The 17,252-nt window shown below is 58.2% G+C and carries 18 protein-coding genes and 4 tRNA genes; 10 read left to right on the top strand and 12 right to left on the bottom strand.

Going from position 1 to position 17,252, the window contains the following annotated elements; translation table 11 throughout:
- The first annotated feature begins 66 nt into the window (after window positions 1-66).
- The 3 genes from ACB034_RS17825 (at window position 67) to ACB034_RS17815 (ending at window position 1,636) form a co-directional block, all read left to right on the top strand.
- Complete coding sequence (locus ACB034_RS17825) at window positions 67-471, top strand: nitrous oxide-stimulated promoter family protein (RefSeq protein WP_042070333.1); 405 nt, start codon at window positions 67-69, stop codon at window positions 469-471.
- A 101-nt stretch (window positions 472-572) separates the two neighbouring features.
- Window positions 573-1,070: a GNAT family N-acetyltransferase gene (locus ACB034_RS17820; RefSeq protein ID WP_225633485.1), complete on the top strand. Its 498-nt coding sequence runs from the start codon at window positions 573-575 to the stop codon at window positions 1,068-1,070.
- Between the two features lie 98 nt (window positions 1,071-1,168).
- On the top strand, window positions 1,169-1,636 hold the full coding sequence (locus ACB034_RS17815) for a glycine zipper 2TM domain-containing protein (protein WP_026455841.1): 468 nt from the start codon (window positions 1,169-1,171) through the stop codon (window positions 1,634-1,636).
- A gap of 77 nt (window positions 1,637-1,713) precedes the next feature.
- On the opposite strand, the gene amt is transcribed toward ACB034_RS17815, so the two are convergent.
- Entirely contained in the window at window positions 1,714-3,129 is a 1,416-nt protein-coding gene (amt, locus tag ACB034_RS17810; protein WP_371173374.1) for an ammonium transporter, read from the bottom strand.
- A gap of 630 nt (window positions 3,130-3,759) precedes the next feature.
- Window positions 3,760-4,092, bottom strand: a complete 333-nt coding sequence (locus ACB034_RS17805; RefSeq protein WP_371173373.1) for a winged helix-turn-helix transcriptional regulator — start codon at window positions 4,090-4,092, stop codon at window positions 3,760-3,762.
- A gap of 119 nt (window positions 4,093-4,211) precedes the next feature.
- Between ACB034_RS17805 and ACB034_RS17800 the strand changes: the two genes are divergently transcribed.
- A complete protein-coding gene (locus ACB034_RS17800; RefSeq protein ID WP_026455839.1) occupies window positions 4,212-4,517 on the top strand; it encodes a monooxygenase in 306 nt (101 codons plus the stop codon).
- Between the two features lie 138 nt (window positions 4,518-4,655).
- Complete coding sequence (locus ACB034_RS17795) at window positions 4,656-5,294, top strand: exopolysaccharide biosynthesis protein (RefSeq protein WP_026455838.1); 639 nt, start codon at window positions 4,656-4,658, stop codon at window positions 5,292-5,294.
- A 64-nt stretch (window positions 5,295-5,358) separates the two neighbouring features.
- On the opposite strand, the gene ACB034_RS17790 is transcribed toward ACB034_RS17795, so the two are convergent.
- Together ACB034_RS17790 and ACB034_RS17785 are read right to left on the bottom strand one after the other, a co-directional pair.
- A complete protein-coding gene (locus ACB034_RS17790; protein ID WP_342013796.1) occupies window positions 5,359-6,414 on the bottom strand; it encodes an HAAAP family serine/threonine permease in 1,056 nt (351 codons plus the stop codon).
- Between the two features lie 670 nt (window positions 6,415-7,084).
- A complete protein-coding gene (locus ACB034_RS17785; RefSeq protein WP_371173372.1) occupies window positions 7,085-7,972 on the bottom strand; it encodes a diguanylate cyclase in 888 nt (295 codons plus the stop codon).
- A 325-nt stretch (window positions 7,973-8,297) separates the two neighbouring features.
- Here ACB034_RS17785 and ACB034_RS17780 point away from each other — a divergent pair, with 325 nt between their 5' ends.
- On the top strand, window positions 8,298-8,615 hold the full coding sequence (locus ACB034_RS17780; RefSeq protein ID WP_216993173.1) for a hypothetical protein: 318 nt from the start codon (window positions 8,298-8,300) through the stop codon (window positions 8,613-8,615).
- A gap of 229 nt (window positions 8,616-8,844) precedes the next feature.
- Here the strand turns inward: ACB034_RS17780 and ACB034_RS17775 are convergent, their stop codons facing one another.
- From ACB034_RS17775 to plsY, 7 genes are all read right to left on the bottom strand, one after another.
- On the bottom strand, window positions 8,845-9,423 hold the full coding sequence (locus ACB034_RS17775) for a hypothetical protein (RefSeq protein WP_042029055.1): 579 nt from the start codon (window positions 9,421-9,423) through the stop codon (window positions 8,845-8,847).
- 160 nt (window positions 9,424-9,583) lie between these two features.
- Window positions 9,584-10,621 (bottom strand): sensor domain-containing diguanylate cyclase, encoded by a 1,038-nt coding sequence (locus ACB034_RS17770; protein WP_026455834.1) that lies wholly within the window; start codon window positions 10,619-10,621, stop codon window positions 9,584-9,586.
- Window positions 10,622-11,016: 395 nt separating this feature from the next.
- A tRNA-Asn gene (locus tag ACB034_RS17765) sits at window positions 11,017-11,092 on the bottom strand.
- Between the two features lie 8 nt (window positions 11,093-11,100).
- Window positions 11,101-11,176 (bottom strand) — tRNA-Phe (locus tag ACB034_RS17760).
- 3 nt (window positions 11,177-11,179) lie between these two features.
- Window positions 11,180-11,255 (bottom strand) — tRNA-Thr (locus ACB034_RS17755).
- A gap of 52 nt (window positions 11,256-11,307) precedes the next feature.
- Window positions 11,308-11,383, bottom strand: a tRNA-Phe gene (locus tag ACB034_RS17750).
- A gap of 47 nt (window positions 11,384-11,430) precedes the next feature.
- Window positions 11,431-12,093: a glycerol-3-phosphate 1-O-acyltransferase PlsY gene (plsY, locus tag ACB034_RS17745; RefSeq protein ID WP_026455833.1), complete on the bottom strand. Its 663-nt coding sequence runs from the start codon at window positions 12,091-12,093 to the stop codon at window positions 11,431-11,433.
- A 158-nt stretch (window positions 12,094-12,251) separates the two neighbouring features.
- Between plsY and folB the strand changes: the two genes are divergently transcribed.
- From folB to ACB034_RS17725, 4 genes are all read left to right on the top strand, one after another.
- Window positions 12,252-12,623 (top strand): dihydroneopterin aldolase, encoded by a 372-nt coding sequence (gene folB, locus ACB034_RS17740; RefSeq protein ID WP_371144878.1) that lies wholly within the window; start codon window positions 12,252-12,254, stop codon window positions 12,621-12,623.
- Complete coding sequence (gene folK / locus ACB034_RS17735; RefSeq protein WP_371173371.1) at window positions 12,623-13,132, top strand: 2-amino-4-hydroxy-6-hydroxymethyldihydropteridine diphosphokinase; 510 nt, start codon at window positions 12,623-12,625, stop codon at window positions 13,130-13,132. The genes folB and folK overlap by 1 nt, the downstream gene beginning before the upstream one ends.
- A gap of 107 nt (window positions 13,133-13,239) precedes the next feature.
- Window positions 13,240-13,728, top strand: coding sequence for a YbaK/EbsC family protein (locus ACB034_RS17730; protein WP_201982874.1), 489 nt, complete (start codon window positions 13,240-13,242; stop codon window positions 13,726-13,728).
- A 305-nt stretch (window positions 13,729-14,033) separates the two neighbouring features.
- The gene (locus ACB034_RS17725) at window positions 14,034-15,869 is read left to right on the top strand and encodes a methyl-accepting chemotaxis protein (protein ID WP_201942584.1); all 1,836 of its coding nucleotides are present in this window, start codon (window positions 14,034-14,036) and stop codon (window positions 15,867-15,869) included.
- On the opposite strand, the gene mdtD is transcribed toward ACB034_RS17725, so the two are convergent.
- Complete coding sequence (mdtD, locus tag ACB034_RS17720; RefSeq protein WP_371173370.1) at window positions 15,854-17,248, bottom strand: multidrug transporter subunit MdtD; 1,395 nt, start codon at window positions 17,246-17,248, stop codon at window positions 15,854-15,856. The genes ACB034_RS17725 and mdtD overlap by 16 nt on opposite strands.
- Window positions 17,249-17,252: the final 4 nt, after the last annotated feature.

Below are 17,252 nucleotides of genomic sequence, written 5' to 3'. Positions count from 1 at the left end.
GTTTTTTTGCCCCCCCTTTTGACCTGTATCAACACCCTCGGCGGGCGGGTCAGGAAAATGGCGCCCATGAAAAGTCATCATGCCAGCCCAGCCGGGGGCTCACACGCTGCTACTCACAGCGAGACGAGTGACCACCCCAGACTGATGCGCGAGCAAAAGACGGTCAGCGCCATGATCCGCCTCTACTGCCAGCATCATCACCAGGATCCCCATTGCCAACGCTGCCACCAGCTCAGGGATTTTGCCTACCAAAGGCTCAATCGCTGTCGCTATGGCCACGATCACAAACCAACCTGTGCCAACTGCAGCATCCACTGTTACGCCTCCGTGATGCGCAAGCAGATCCTCCAGGTCATGAAATGGAGCGGCCCGCGCATGTTGTGGCATCACCCCTGGCTAACCCTGCGCCACCTGCTCGACCGCTTGCGCAAGGCGCCCAAACTGCCCCACAGTCGCCCGCTGCCGCCCTGAATGCCCCCTTGCATCGGGCAAGGGATGGCCAGTACCCTATGGCTCCTTTGTTGCCGTTGACCTCCCGCTCAACGGCGAACTGCTGTAAACATGGAGTCCTGATGCACCACACCCCGCCCGTTTTGCGCACCGCCACCCATGCCGACATGCACGGGATCTGGCAGATCGATGCCAAGGTCTTTGGCGAGGATCTCTATCCGGCTTTTTTCTTCCGCCAGGCCATGGATCTGTGGCCACAACTGTTGCTGGTGGCTGAGCATGAAGGGCATCTGGTGGGCTATGTGCTGGGGGGATTTGGCCAAGATCGCGCGCAAGGCTGGGTGCTGTCGCTGGCGGTGCTGCCAGAGGCACGCGGATTCGGTCTGGCCGAGCGGATGATGCGCCAGATGGAGGTGAACCAGCGCGCCCTGAACGTCGACGAGCTACGCCTCACCGTCGATCCCGTCAACCCGGCCCAGCGTCTCTACTACCGCCTCGGCTACCAGCTGATGGAGGAAGTCGCAGGCTACTTCGGCCCGGGAGAAGATCGCCTGGTGCTGGCGAAAAAACTCTCTGGTACAGGCTGGATTCAAGGACAAAGCCACCCTCAGGACACATAATTGGTTACATTTTGCCAATTTCATGTGCAACCGGGTTGGAGTAAAGTGCGACTCACCAACCAGATTGTTCAAATTGCGTGCAGTGCAGGAGAACCACCATGTTTAAACGTATGACCATCATTGCCATGCTTGCCGCCACCACCATCACTGGCTGCGCCAATAGCGATGTCTACTCCGGCGACGTCTACACCAAGGATCGCGCCAAACAGGTACAAACCGTCAGCTACGGCACCATCATCTCGACCCGCCCGGTCAAGATCCAGGCCGAAGAAAACGCCCTGCTCGGCACCATAGGTGGCGCCGTGGTCGGCGGCCTGCTGGGCAGCACCATTGGCGGCGGTACTGGCCGTGACCTGGCTGCAGCCGGGGGCGCCATCGCCGGTGCAGCCGCAGGCAAGGCCGCCGGAGACAAGTTCAACCAGGTTGATGGCGTCGAGCTCGAGATCAAGAAAGAGACCGGGGAATCCATCGTGGTGGTCCAGAAAGCCAGCCCGACCTTCGTCCCGGGCGCCCGGGTTCGCATGACCCAGGGCAACGGCACCATCAACGTCGCCGTGGTCAACTAAGCAGCTCGCCCTCTCTCGATAACAATGAAAAACCGCCGGTCTCCCGGCGGTTTTTTTGTGCTCTGGCATAACCAGGATCACATGCTGTAGGCCTTCTCGCCGTGGGTGGTGACATCCAGACCCTCCCGCTCGGCATCGTCCTTCACCCGCAATCCAATCACCATGTCGATCACCTTGTAGGCCACCGCAGCCACGGCGCCGGACCAGAGGATGGTGACCCCTACCCCGATGGCCTGAACCTTCACCTGGACCAGGATGGAGTAACCGTCTGCCACCTGGTTGGAGACATAGTCCCACACCCCGGTACCGCCCAGATCCGGGCTGGCAAAGACACCGGTCAGCAGGGCACCCAGGATGCCGCACACCCCGTGCACCCCGAATACGTCCAGGCTGTCGTCAGCACCCAGCCAGCGCTTGAGACCGTGCACCCCCCACAGGCCGGCTACGCCGCTTATGAGGCCCATCACCAGACCGCCACCGACCCCGACGAAACCGGCCGCCGGAGTGATCACCACCAGACCGGAGACGGCACCGGAAGCGGCGCCCAGCAAGGAAGGACGTCCCTTCATCACCCACTCGGCCAGAGTCCAGGAGAGGGCTGCACCCGCCGGGGCCACCCAGGTGTTCACGAAGGCCAGCGCGGCCGTGCCATTGGCCTCCAGAGCCGACCCCGCGTTGAAACCGAACCAGCCAAACCAGAGCAGGGAGGCCCCGATCATGGTCATGGTGAGGCTGTGGGGAGTCATGGGATCGCGACCGTAACCCAGGCGTTTACCCACCAGATAGGCGCCAACCAGACCGGCCACCGCGGCGTTGATGTGCACCACTGTGCCGCCGGCAAAGTCGAGGGCCCCATGCTGGAACAGATAACCCGCGGTGGCGTTGGCGGCATCAGCCGCGGCGGCGTCCGTGTAGGCATCGGGGCCCGCCCAGTACCACACCATGTGGGCCAGCGGGATATAGGCGAAGGTGAACCAGATCACCGAGAACAGCAGCACGGCGGAGAACTTTATGCGCTCGGCGAAGGCTCCCACGATCAGGCCGCAGGTGATGGCGGCAAATGCCCCCTGGAACACCACGTAGATGAATTCGCTGATGCCGACCCCCTTGCTGAAGGTGGCGGCGATGGAATCAGGTGTGACCCCCGCGAGCAGCACCTTGCTGAAGGAGCCGTAGAAACTGCCTCCTTCGGTGAAGGCCAGCGAATAACCGTATATCACCCACAGCACGCAGATGAGGGCAAACAGAGTGAATACCTGCATCAACACGCTCAGCATGTTCTTGGCGCGAACCAGGCCGCCGTAGAAGAGCGCCAGACCGGGGATCGACATCAGGATCACCAGCGCTGCCGACAGCAGCATCCAGGTATTGTCCCCCTTGTTGATAGTGACAGTGGCCGCAGCCTGCACCTGAGCGACCTCTTCGGCCCAACTTGGGGTAACCAGCAAGGCAGACAGTATTGGCAAACCCGCCATCATCCATTTTTTGACCATAGAGCACTCTCCTTCCCTGTCGTGCCGGTTCATGACCGGCTCCGTTTCCTTGATTGAATCCGTGGCGGCCGCAGCACTGTTCACGGCTTGCCAAAATCACGCCCGTGCCCGGCACGGGGAGGAGTCTGCACAGGAGCGCCATCATGACTGCTGTCACCGATGGCCGCAGACACCACCTGACAGATAAAAAGCATAAAGTGAGCCAAAAATTAAAATTCAATAAAATCAAGTGATTAACTTATAACCAAGCACTTTGCGCACCAAGTTGGCGCACGAGATGCGCCATCCAGCCCTCGACCGCCCCGTGACAGGGCAGGTCATGGCGGGCGCACCAGAACGGCGCAGCCAAACCAGGGACGCCTCTTGGCCGCTGGCGAGCCAATATCGGGAAGATCCGTCATCACCAGGAATAATCTGGCTGCGATATGACAGGAAAACGGGCGTGACCCACGAACAGGACAGATCTGGCTGGATATGAGCGCAGGCATTCGGATACTGGCGCAAGGAAAGAGTGCAGCAAGAGCTCACTGACACCGGGCATAGGGTCAGGCTCATCCCCTGGCGAAGGGCATCCCTCCCCTGATCATCTGCGGATAAGAGACATTAGAGACATGGCTGGCACCAAGCGACCTAAGTCGCATCCTGCTTCTGTGCCAGCAACCCGGCGTTGGCAAGAGCAAAGTCATGCATCTGTTGCAACAGGGGCAGCAGAGCCGTACCCAATTGTGTCAGGGCATACTCCACGCGGGGAGGCACGCTGGGGTAGAGGGTCCGGCTGATGATACCGTCACTCTCCAGCTCCTTGAGCTGGGCGGTGAGCACCTTCTGGCTGACGGCGGGCAAACGGCGACGCAGATCGCCAAAACGCAGGGTCTGGCTTTGCAGATGAAACAGGATGGCCGGTTTCCATTTCCCGTTCAGCAGTCGCAACACCTCGTAGGCAGGACAGAGGGGCTGGTTCAAGGCGTACCTCGCTAATGGTTACTTCAGGGTAACTATGCCACGAAAATGTGCCTTCTTGCAGCCAAAATGCCGGCTTCCTATGATGCGACGAGTCGAATCATTCAAGAGGAGAAGCCGTCATGCCCAGTTTGCTGCAAATCCATTTCACCTTTCCCGCCGAGCAGATGGGGCCGGCACTGACCGAGGCCGCCGTACCGCTGGCCGAGTCCATCACCCGCGAGCCCGGTTTTATCTCCAAGATATGGACGGAGAACCCGCGCACCGGCGAAGCAGGCGGCATCTATCTGTTCGAGGATGAGGCGAGCGCACGGCAATACGTGCAGATGCACGAACAGCGAGTGCTTGCCATGGGCGCCAGCGACGTGCAATACAAGCTGTTCGACGTCAACGAGCCCCTCAGCCGCATCACATTCGGCATCAAGTGATCCGCTCGCCCCGCCGCCCGATCGGGGCGGCGCTTCGCTATCTGCTCCCCCTATTCATCCGCTATTAACCTTGCCCCCGTATTCTGACGCGCAACCGGGTCATGGTGACCCTCAGCACTCATCAGAAGGACATCAGGCATGGTTGCCGCGCAACTCAAAGATCCACAAAGCACGCTCTCGGATACCCTGCGATCCACGGCACACGCCATCGACGAGAGCCACATCAGCCTGCGCCAGATGCTGACCCTGGTGGGAGAACAGGGCATGCTGCTGTTTTGCGTGCTGCTCACCGTGCCCTTTCTGCTGCCGGTCTCCATTCCGGGCGTCAGCACTCCGTTTGGTCTGCTGATCCTGTTTATCGGCATCGGCATCACTCTCAACCGGGTGCCCTGGTTGCCTGCTTTTCTGATGGAACGTCGCTTCGCTGCGGATCAGCTCAAGCCGACCCTGCACAAGGGGGCGGATCTGCTGGCCCGCATCGATCGCTTCATCCGCCCGCGCCTGCTGTTGCTGACGGGCAGCACCACCATCAACCGCTGCAATGGCCTGCTGATCATGCTGGCGGCCCTGCTGCTGATGCTGCCTCTGGGTGCCATCCCCTTCACCAACGCCATGCCGGCCTGGGCCATTTTACTGCTAAGCACCGGCATGCTGCAGCGCGATGGCCTGTTCGTCGCTGGCGGTTATTTGCTGGTCACGGCGACCCTGGTCTGGTTCAGCGCCCTGGCCATCGGTCTGCTGATGGCGGGACAGAACATCTCGACCCTGTTTGGCTGACAGCCAGAAATATGAAAAGGGCGGCCATGGGCCGCCCTTTTTGCTTTGTGCCGGATCCGGTTCGTCAGAACAGATCGTAGATAAGGGCCGAGATGGCAAGCAGCCCCATCACCAGCACAAACAGGGTGCTCGCCCCGCGATAGCGCTTGAGCGCGGGCAAGCGATAGATGGAACAGGCAGGCAGCAGAAACAGGATCACGGCGATGAGCGGCCCGCTGATGCGCTCTATGATGTCGAGCACGTTGGGATTGAGGTAAGTGATGACCCCGGTCACGACGAACAGGATCAGGGAGGAGACCCGGGTAATGGTCGACTCCTTGAGGGAGAGCCCGAGCCCCTGACAGGCGCCACTCACCATGCTCACCGTTCCCTCGCTCACCCCCATGGAGGTGCCGAGGAAGGATTTCGACATGGCCAGGATGGCGATAAGCGGTCCCACATAGGCAATCAACGGGTTGGAGAACTTGTTCGCCAGCGCCGACAGCACGGAAATATTGTCGGTACGGGCCAGCGCCATCTCGGCCTGGCTCAGGCTCATCACGCAGCTCACGACAAAAAACATCACGCTGCCGCAGATCAGCAGGCTGCTGCACTTGATGATGCGTCTGCTGAGCTGGTCCGCATGCTGATGATCCCGCTTCTTCTGGGCGGCGCTGAATGAGGAGATGATGGGAGCATGGCTGAAAGAGAACACCATCACAGGCACGATAAGCCAGAGGGATTTCCAGAAGGCGGGATCATGCCAATCCACCGCCTGGCTCTCGGTAAAATAGGAGAGGCTCCACTGGGGCAGCAGATAGAAGGAGAGGCCAAGCAGAAACGCCACCATGGGCAGGGCCAGCACGCTGATGGCCGATACCACTATATGCTTGCCCGCCAGCAGGATCAGGTGCAGACCCAGCATGACCCCGAGTACCAGCCAGCCACGAGGGAGAGCTGCACTCCCCAGCTGGTTCACCAGGAAGCTCTGGATCGCATTGGTGATGGAGATGCTGTAGACCAGAATGATGGGGTAAAAGGCCATCAGGTAGACCAGCATCAGCAACTGGCCGGCTCTGGCGCCAAAGTGCTCCACCACCACATGGGTGATGTCTCCCTCCCGATGGGAACTGGAGAGCACAAACCGGCTCAGCGCACGGTGAGAATAATAAGAAAGTGGAAACGCCAGTAATAAAATAAACAGCAAGATAACCGGGGAGTTACTGCCTACGGTAATCGGGAGAAATAAAGTGCCGGCCCCCACAGCTGTGGCATATAGCCCCATGGTCCATACCGAATCACTTTTCTCCCATTTCAACTTTGAAACAGTATTACTCTTTTCTGCAATAGCAAGACTCATTGCGATACATACCTTATTGTTCTGTCATCATTATTTTTATTGGCCAGAAATAACTGGCAAGCGATATTCAATAAAATATCGAATACTTCGTACCATAATAAATCCACCGACATTCAATAATGCACGCCGGGGCAATACGAAAATGCCGTTTTACCATCATTGAAATCATCATCAAGGTCAAGGTTAATAATTCATGACCGTTTAAACCGAGATGTTTCAAAAAAAACAATAAAATGTATCATTCCAGTCTTGTCAGGGCTGTGCGACAGCGCCCTGATAACATAATGGTAAAGCCACGGCTTTTTTCTCAACAAGATTAATGAGAACTAGCCGACCTATTAATATTAACATGATGGCGTAAAAAACCTTCAATAAATAAAATGAGCTTAATTCCACCTCAATGAAATAATAGCGAAGGTGGACGATATTATTAATCGCTGATGGCCGGCCATCAGCGCGATGGGCAGTGAGCCACCCGGTTGCGCCCTGCCCGCTTGGCACGATAGAGCCACTCGTCGGCGCGCGCCAATGCCAGATTGATATCCTCACCCGGTCGCACCAGCGTCGTACCCAGACTGACGGTCAGCGTAACAGGGTCGGCGGCCAAGGCTGCCACAGCCGCACGGATCCGCTCCGCAATGCGCAATAACGTCAGTTCGTCCAGTCGCGGCAGCAGCACCAGAAACTCCTCGCCGCCGCTACGAACAAAGAGATCCTCGCTGCGCAACTGGGTCGCCACACACTCGCAGAAGCGTTGCAACGTCCGATCCCCTTCCTGATGGCCGAAACGATCGTTGACCTGCTTGAAGTGGTCGATGTCCAGCATGATGAGGCCATGACCCTCCCCCTGCTGCAACCGGGCCCAGTGATCGAAGAAGAATCGCCGGTTGTAGAGACCGGTGAGCTGATCGGTTTCGCTTTGCAATTTCAGTCGCTGTTGCAGCTCGTGCTGGCAGGTAATATTGCGGGTTACCCAGACGACCGCTCGCTTCCCCTCATACAGAGAGGGCAAGGGGGCAATCTTGCCCTCGAATCGCTGCATCCCTTGCGGCCCGACGGCTGCATCGATCCCCGCCACCTCAGTGGCCGCAAGATCATACTCCACCACCTGGATCTGGCCACTATCCAGCGCCAGCATCACCTGTTCCATCACCCATTGCGCCATCACCGCAGGCAGTACGTCGAACAGTCTCTTTCCCGTCAGGGGGTTGCCGTCCTGATAGGACTGCTCCTCCATCCCGCCCAGATATTCGATGTAGTAGCCATCTTCGCTCAGGATAAAGAGAGGATCCGGCAGTTGGGCCACTACTTCATAGAGTTGCTTGACCGAAAGCTCCATTCCGTCTCCTCCTGCGAGCCTCAGGCAGCGAAAGGCTGGCTGACTGTCAAAATATCGTACCGTGCCGGACCCGGAGCGAACATCAAATTCAATCAGTGATGAATCTTGATGCGCAAATAATGTTCAACCAGGTAATCAACCGCGCTCTTTGTCGGTATTCAGCAACACCAGCATGAGGGGCACTGATTCATTTTGGCATCTGCCATGAGCTGACAGCAGATTGTTTGAGTCTCCAGGTTCCATTAGGCTGATACCCCAGAGCTCCTTCTGGTCCCCGACCAGGGCTCCTCAAGCTTGAACCCACCAACGGAAAAGGAATATCCGGATGAAGAAGACCCTAGTCACCGCCAGGTTCGATGTCGTCAACCCAGAGGGTGAGCAACTTCGCCTGAAGATCGCCATCCACAGGCCCAGACCTGACACCAGATCCGCCAACGGTGACTATCGCTGCAAGGTGAAGCTCGCCGGCCTGCGTGACAAGACCTTTATCCATGGTATTGATGCCCTGCAGGCCATGAGCCTGGCGCTGACATTTGTCGAGAGCGAGCTGCGCGCCTTCTCGGACGCCGGCTGGCAGTTTTATCAACCGGGTTGCCCGGATCAGCCCGTCGATATCTCCGCCTGCTACTTCCCGATGCTCTGAGACAAGGTGGCGTGCTACCGACTGCCATGGCGGCGCTGGTGTGAGGAATTGTTGATGATGGCAAGCGAGCAATCACTATCGGCCTCGCTGGCCATAGCGTATGCGCAGGGGAAAGGGTAAAGGGTAAAGGAACGCGACAACCGGTATCTACTGAAGGGGGGCCATCCCCCCACCGGCCCGCAAGGGTCACCTCTGGCCTGGTGCCGTGGTGACCCCGACAAAGTCCAAACTATCGGCTGGCGAAGCGGCTCGCATTCCAGAGCAGTTCACCACTGCGCAGATCCATCAGGCTCATGGCAAGCCGATAGCGTCCCCCCTGTTGCACCAGATCCCCGTAGAGCATGTAACCCGCCCCGGTCTGGCGCCCCAAGCGGACCAAAGAGGCAGGATTGACTCCTCCTTGCTGATATTCGAGCTGGCTGGTGATGGCTGCGACCTGGCCCGGGTCGACGAAGCGAAACTCGCTTTTGGACTGGATCCGCTTGATCATGGCCGCCGCCATGGGGCGCGTGTCGAGAGATTCCCCCGTTCCATTCTGGGGTGGCGTGAGCAGCAGCACAGGGTTGCCATTGGCCAGCTCCCGCACCTCGGGGGCCTGGACGAAGGCATCCGCCATGGCCACAGCCAGCGCGGTCGGTGCCACCGGTTTTTGTACCGGCGGTTTCACTTCGGGTTGAGTCACGGGAGGCTGGGTGACTGGCTCGCTCGGGGCAGGCGTCTGGGGCTCACTGCCGGGCCAACGATAGGGATTGACGCTACACCCGCCCAGCAGCAGGACACTCAGCAACAACAGGGGACGCATTTTCATCTTGTGGATTCTCTCGACAGTAAAGTAGCGGCGGCATGTTTGGCTCGCCAAAGTTTCCATGCTAGGTAAATTTTCGTGGAAGATCGATGCCCGCAGCATTGCGGGCGACAGGGGCTGCCCCAGCGATCCGTCCGCCTTCGCAGGCCAGTACAGAAGTCAGTTACAACTCGAAGATTACCCTGTTCTTGCCGGCACTCTTGGCTTGATAGAGCGCCATGTCCGCTCTTCGCAGAAGATGTCCGATCTCGACATCCGCAGGGGTGGAGACTGACGCCCCTATGCTGGTCGTGACTTGAATGGTGTATTCGCCATATTCGATAAGCAACTCTTCAATCAAAGCCCTTATTTTTTCAAAAATATCATCGCTGTCATCATGGGAGCCCCCGGCAATAATCAATGCAAACTCTTCCCCGCCAATGCGGGCAAATACATCATGCTCCCGGACGACGGTGCAAACGGCAGCGGCCAACTGCCTGAGCACGAGATCTCCCGCCTCATGCCCATAACGATCATTCAACTCCTTGAAATTGTCGATATCAAGAATCGCCACGGTACAGGGAACCCCCGTCAATAACGAATGGGCGACCCGGCTCTGCCCTTCCGCCATGAATGCCCTGCGGTTGTATATGCCAGTAAGATAATCGGTAGAAGCCAGCACTTTCATTTCATCGACTTGCAGATAGAGCTGGATATTGAGGGCAAGCCAATGGGCCAGACACTGCAAAATGACAGCGTCTCTCGTTGAGTAAAAAAATTTATCCTGATGCGCCACATTCAGGGTGCCGATACAGTTGTCACCTTGCAGCATGGGGGCATCCATGCAACAGCCCATCCCCTTGTGATACAACATCTGGCAGTCCAGTTTGTCAGACATGCTCAAATCATCACAGATGGCCAAACGACCCGATGAAAATACACCACCGACAAATGTATCTTTAATAGGCATAAGAAAATCAAGAGGAATGGCCCGATTACCGGAAATGGAATAAAGCTTCAGGAAATGTTCATTTTCTTTAATTGTAATACTGACTCGTTCTGCTTTAAATAAATGGTGAATCCAGTTTGCCACTACATTCAATACATCTTGCAGTGATTTGGAACGAGATATATCAAGAATAAATGATACTGGCATGGTTATATCACCGCCGGAATTTAATTTATCCAGTTCGGCTGTATCAAGATAACGTTCATTATGCATAACATTCCCCATATATCTCATCAAATAGACTGCATTTAATTGTTCTATCAGCTATAAAATGAACTTCAACTGCATAACAAAACAACCATTCAAATAAATATAGAACAGATAAACCGCATTGTAAATGTCGATTATAAAGTAATTAACTTTATTATTTACTATAGCCAGTCATCTGCAGATTAATAATGAGGAAGCGATATTCTCCGGCCATCCAGGCCCCGGATCCCCATAATGGATCAAGGTGGAACCCTGTTTGCGGATGAGATGGCTTGACGCAACAAACAGTCAACGCCCGGCGACAGATGGTGACGGCCGACGACAGCAACAGGCGAGCCGCTCGTCACCATGACGAAACGGATAAAAAAAAGCCCAGCTTTTCAGCTGGGCTTTTGTGTTGGCTCCTCCTACTGGACTTGAACCAGTGACATACGGATTAACAGTCCGCCGTTCTACCGACTGAACTAAGGAGGAATTGTAAGTGGTGCCCAGAGACGGAATCGAACCGCCGACACGGGGATTTTCAATCCCCTGCTCTACCGACTGAGCTATCTGGGCAAATGGTGCCGGCTACCGGAATCGAACTGGTGACCTACTGATTACAAGTCAGTTGCTCTACCTACTGAGCTAAGCCGGCACACTTCAAACCATTGCGCATGAACAAATTTTTATTTCATGACACCAAAATTTGGTGCCCAGAGACGGAATCGAACCGCCGACACGGGGATTTTCAATCCCCTGCTCTACCGACTGAGCTATCTGGGCGTGGGCGCTATTAAACGGATTTTAGGGCTGGTGGTCAACGGGAAATTTCACTTTTTGTCTCGTTCGTCTCTTTTTTGCTCAACGCGCCCCATTTCCTCCACTTCCCCCTCACTGGCCCTGCGCTTGCGCCCCCACACCCTGGGTTCTTCCCCCTTGAGCAAACGGGCAATGTTCTCGTGATGGCGGATCAAGATGAGGCAGGAGAGCAGCGAAACCGGCAAGGTATATTCGGGTTTGAGCAGGTAGGTAAAGAGCGGCGTCAACAGTACGGTAATGATGGAAGCCAAAGAGGAGTAGCCACTCACCAGCAGTACCAGCAGCCAGGTACCTATCACGGCGCCTCCCATGCCATAACCGATGGGCAGCATGGTGCCCAGCGCCGTCGCTACCCCCTTGCCTCCCCGGAAATGGAAGAAGAGGGGATACATGTGGCCCAGGCAGGCCGCCACGCCGATAAAGCCGAGATAGACGGGTTTGATTTGCAAAAACCAGGCGAGATAGACGGGGGCCATTCCCTTGATCACATCGAGCAACAAGACCACCAGAGCCGCCATCCGGCCACCGAGGCGCAGCACATTGGTCGCCCCCGGATTGTGGGATCCGTGATCCCGCGGGTCAGGCAGACCGGTGAAGCGGGAGACCAGCACAGCACTGGATAGTGAACCACCCAGGTAGGCCAGAATAATCATCAAAATCGTCAGGGCCGTCATCTTGGTCGTTTTTACCACGATATGAATGGGGTATGATGCGGGCCACATACGCTGGCTTGGACCCTTTGCCCAACCAGACAGCCTCGGCAAGCATGTCGCCCGGCCAGCATCCCTGCGCTGTCATCACAGCCCATCAAGAGTAAAGAAGAAGTACAGTCATGGACAAGGTGTTTATTCGCGGACTCGAGGTTTTGACCACCATAGGTGTATATGAGTGGGAGAAGGGCATTCGCCAGAAACTCCGGTTTGACCTTGAGATGGGGTTCGACAACCGCCCCGCCGCCGCAACCGACGATATCAAGCTGGCACTGGATTATGCCGACCTCTCCAACCGGATCTGTGAACATGTCAGCGGCAAGGTAGTCGAACTGGTCGAAACTATGGCTGAGCAGGTCGCCACCCTGGTGCTTGCCGATGAGCGGGTACTGTGGGTCAAAGTGACTCTCACCAAGCCCGGTGCCGTACCCAATGCCGAAGGCGTCGGCGTCGAGATCCTGCGCCATCGCACACCGGTAGCGAGCGCCAACTGATGACCACCCTCTATATCAGCCTGGGCTCGAACATAGAGCGGGAGCGCCATATCCGCGCCGGTCTTGATGCCCTGTACGGCGAGTTTGGCGAGCTGCTGGTGTCACGGGTATTCGAGAGCGAGGCGGTGGGCTTCAATGGTCGCCCCTTCTACAACCTGGTGGTGGCGGCGCAGACCGATCTTCCACTGGCGACCGTCTGCCAGCGCCTGCGCGCCATGGAGTTTGCCCACGGCCGCGAACCGGATGCCAAGAAGTTCGCACCCCGCACCCTGGATCTCGACCTGCTGCTCTATGGCGATCTGGTTTGTGACACACCGATCACCTTGCCCCGCGGCGAGATCCTCACCAACGCCTTCGTGTTGTGGCCACTGGCCGAGCTGGCACCGGCCCTGCGTCATCCGCTCGATGGCCGCACCATGAACGAACTGTGGCACGCCTATGACAAGGCCTCCCAGCGGCTCTGCCCCATTCCCTTTCACTGGGAAGCACCGGCATTGCAGCACAGCTGATCGACAAGGGCACCTCGGTGTCCTTGTCGCTTATGACAGATTAGAAAGCATGATTGGCCCTTGCCCTGTACTGCTAGCAGGATAATTCCCATGAAAAGGAGGAGTAGATGCCACTCGATACCATCCATCACTTCAATTGCCAGCTGCTCGCCGATCTGCCCCATCAGCGTTATCAACACGAGCCCATCCTCGATTACGCCACCGACGAGCAGGTCAAGGCACGCCTTGGCTGGCAGGCGGAGTTCAGCAAGACCCTGTTTCTCAAGTTCAAGGATGGCCGTTTCGCCCTGTTGCTGACCCACAGGGACGGGCGGCTCGACAACAAGGCCGTCAAGGCCACCCTGGGAGCCAAACCCTCCATCTGCACGGCCGAGGAGATGCAGGCGCAGATCGGCTGCCTGCCGGGAGCCGTCTGCCCCTTTCTGCCGCGCGCCGACATCCCGCTGCTGATAGATCCGCTGCTGCTCGCCCATCACGCCTTTACCTGGACCCCGGGTCACCCGGAACAAACCTTTCTGCTGGAAACCGCCCACCTGCCCCGGGTGCTGGCACAGCTGCCCTGTGAGGTCAGCTATCTGCCCGTGGCAACGACCTGAATCCGTCCCACTCCTATGGGCCCAAGAGCCGTGTCACCGCTCCGGGATGCGGCCTTATGCCACGTTCACGACAACCATCACCATGAGGACTGTCTCCCCTCTGCCATGAGGAAGTACTTCCTCACTTTGTGGGCGGCTAGCCACCAACAAAACAACTGCCTGATCCCGAACGAGATTGTCTGGCCTCCTCACAAGTTGTCGAGTGGTAGACAAAGCGGCAACTTATTGACAATAAACATAATATTAAAGTTTTTGCTCGACTGAACGATAATGACGAGTACTTCCCCTGTTGCTGTGAGGCAGTAATGAGCGTCAAACAGAAGTTACTTTGGTCCGCCTTCCTCATCACCCTGATCCAGCTGCTGCTGGTCGGAGGCCTATCCTACTTCTCGGAGCGAAACGAGCAGCTTGCCATGGCACAGCGACTGACCCAGCAGCTTGACTCCGAACGCACCCAGCTGGCGCTCGACGAGAAGCTATACCTGCTGCGCAAGGATCCCTCCCTGATCACCGAGTTCGCCGCCCAGAGCCAGCGGATCCGGGAGACCATCCAGCAGCTCCAAGGCTACCTGCCTGCGGAGATGGACGCACACCTGACCGTGCTCGGTGGTGCACTCGATGACTACCAGGCTGAATTCAAACGACTGCAGAGCGAGCAGGAACGGATCGGCCTCACGCCGGAGGCAGGCCTCTACGGCAAACTCAGGGCCGCCACCCATGCGCTTGAGTCGGCCCTCAAGGAGCGCGACGATCCCCGCCTTGAAGTCATCTTGTTGCAGCTGCGCCGCAACGAGAAGGACTTCATGCTGCGCCGGGATGCACGCTACCTGGATCAGCTGGAAGCCAACGCAACGCCGCTGGCCGAGGCGCTGGCCGCCAATCCGGAACAGGCCGAGCTGCTCCAGCGCTACCGCCAGTACTTCAAGGAGCTGGTTAGCGCTGAACAGCAACTGGGTCTGACCGGCAAGGATGGCCTGCGCGCAAGCCTGATCCAGAAAGAGCAGCAGATGGCCTCGGCAAGCGCCACCCTGCTCAAGGAGCTGACCACCTACGTCAATGCCCAGCATGATCGCCAGACCTGGATGATGATCATGTTGTGTGCCGTTGGCATCATCACCGCCCTGCTGCTCAACCTTGCCATCGGTCGCAGCATCATGAGCGGCCTCGACAAGCTGGCCGACGTGATGCGTCGGGTCACCAGCAACAACGATCTCACCCTGCGTGCCAGATTGACCGGCAAGGACGAACTGGCCGCCATGGGCCGTGACTTCGATACCATGCTGGATCACTTTCACGCCCTTATCGAACGGGTTAAAGGCTCGGTCGGGCACCTGGAGTCCCAGACCCGGCTGCTGAGCCAACAGGCAGAGCTGACACAGCAGGCCTTGTCAAAACAGCTTGAGGAGAGCGATCTGGTGGCCAGCGCCGCCACCGAGATGGAATCCACCATCGCCAATATTGCAGACAACACTGAAACCGCTGCCGCCAGCGCTCGCGACACCCACAGCGCCGCCGAACAGGGCCGTGACAGCGTGCAGCAGACCGGCCAGACCATACGCCAGCTCTCGGAGCGGCTGGATGAAACCGGCCATGAGGGCGAAGCCCTGTCGCAGGAGAGCCAGACCATCAGCAGCGTGCTGGACGTGATCCGGGCCATCGCCGAACAGACCAACCTGCTGGCCCTCAACGCCGCCATTGAGGCGGCCCGGGCCGGGGATCAGGGGCGAGGTTTCGCCGTTGTGGCCGACGAGGTTCGCAGCCTGGCGATGCGCACCCAGCAGAGCACCACGGAGATCGCCACCATCATAGGCAGCCTGCAGTCACGCACCGCCAGCATGGTGGCGCAGATTGGTGAGTGTCGCGACAATGGCGAGCAAAGCGTCTCGGCGGCCCAGCTGGCCGGAGAGCAACTCAATCTCATCACGGAGCGGATGGAGGCAGTGCTCGACATGAATACCCAGATCGCCACCGCCGTGGAGGAGCAGAGCTCGGTCGCCGCCGAGATCAACCGCAACGCCGTGATGATCCGCGATATCGCCAACCAGGTGCGTGGCCAGGCCGAAGAGTCCCTGTCCGCTACCCTGCAGGTGGAGCAACAGGCCAGCGAGCTGGCCAGCGCCATCGATCAATTCCGGGTCTGAGCCCTCTCCAGCTGGGCAAAGATGAGCGCCGCCAGCATGGAGAGCAGGCCGACGCAGAGATAGGTGAGGTGAAACCCCGCCAGCCACTGCCCGCCGGCGGCGTCAGCCCCGGCGGAGAAAAGCCCAAGCAGGCTGGCGGCGATGGCGACCCCCAAGCTCATGGAGAGCTGCATCACCACCGACAGCAAACCATTGCCGCTGCTGGCATAGGTCGGGCCGAGATCCTGCAGGGTCAGGGTATTCATGGCGGAAAACTGCAAGGAGTTGAGCGCGCCAAAGAGGGCCAGCCAGCCCAGCAGCACTTCGTAAGGCAGCTGGTTGTCGATGAAGTAGAAGCTGGCGATCATGGCTCCCAGCGTCAGGGTGTTGCCGATCAGGATCCGGCGATAACCGATGCGCGGAATGAGCTTGTTCACCAGCGTCTTGGTCAGCATGGCCCCCAGCACGGTGGGAATCATGGTCATCCCCGCCTTGCTCGGCGAGAATCCCAGTCCCAGTTGCAAAAACAGTGGCGTGAGAAACGGCATGGCGCCGCTGCCGAGGCGAGCAAACAGGTTGCCCCAGATGCCGATGGCGAAGGTGTTGGTCTTGAACAGCGCCAAGCTGAACAGCGGTTCCTGCGCATTGGCCGCGTAGAGCCAGTAGCTCGCCATGGCCGCCAACCCGAAGATGAGGGCAAACAGCGCCCAGCCGGTGGAGATGCTGTGCTCCCCCAATCCCTGCAAACCTACCGACACCAGCACCATGCCGATGCTGAACATCACGAACCCCTGCCAGTCGAATTTCGCCGTCTCCTGGCGCAGATCGGGCATGAAGTGCCAACTGGCAATAAAACCGAGTACCCCCACCGGCAGGTTGATGAGAAACACCCAGTGCCAGCTCGCCACCTCTACCAGCCAGCCCCCGAGCGCCGGCCCCATCAAGGGGCCAAGCAGCCCCGGAATGGTGACGAACGACATCACCCGCAGCAGTTCGTGCTTGCTGTAGACCCGCAGCACCGCCAGCCTGCCCACCGGCATCAGCAGGGCCCCGCCTATCCCCTGCAACACCCTGGCGGCCACCAGCACAGGTAGGGTATTGGCGGCGGCGCAAGCCAAAGATCCCAGGGTAAACAACAAGATGGCCGCCAGATAGATGCGACGGGTGCCGAACCTGTCCGCCAGCCAGCCGGAGGCGGGGATGAGCAGCGCCACCGTCAGCATGTAGGCGATGACCACGGACTGCATCTGCAGCGGGCTCTCCCCCAGCGCCTCGGCCATGCTGGGCAGGGCAGTGTTGAGAATGGTGCCATCCAGCGTCTGCATGAAGAAACCGACCGCCGTCAGCAGAGGCAGCCACTTGCGCTGGGCCGGGGTAACCATGTGTGTGCTATCGGGCATGAGC

Origin of the sequence: Aeromonas sp. S18(2024), assembly GCF_041402525.1 — a bacterium.
GTDB classification, from domain to species: domain Bacteria; phylum Pseudomonadota; class Gammaproteobacteria; order Enterobacterales; family Aeromonadaceae; genus Aeromonas; species Aeromonas enteropelogenes.
This window is presented reverse-complemented; position numbering and strand designations above follow the sequence as displayed.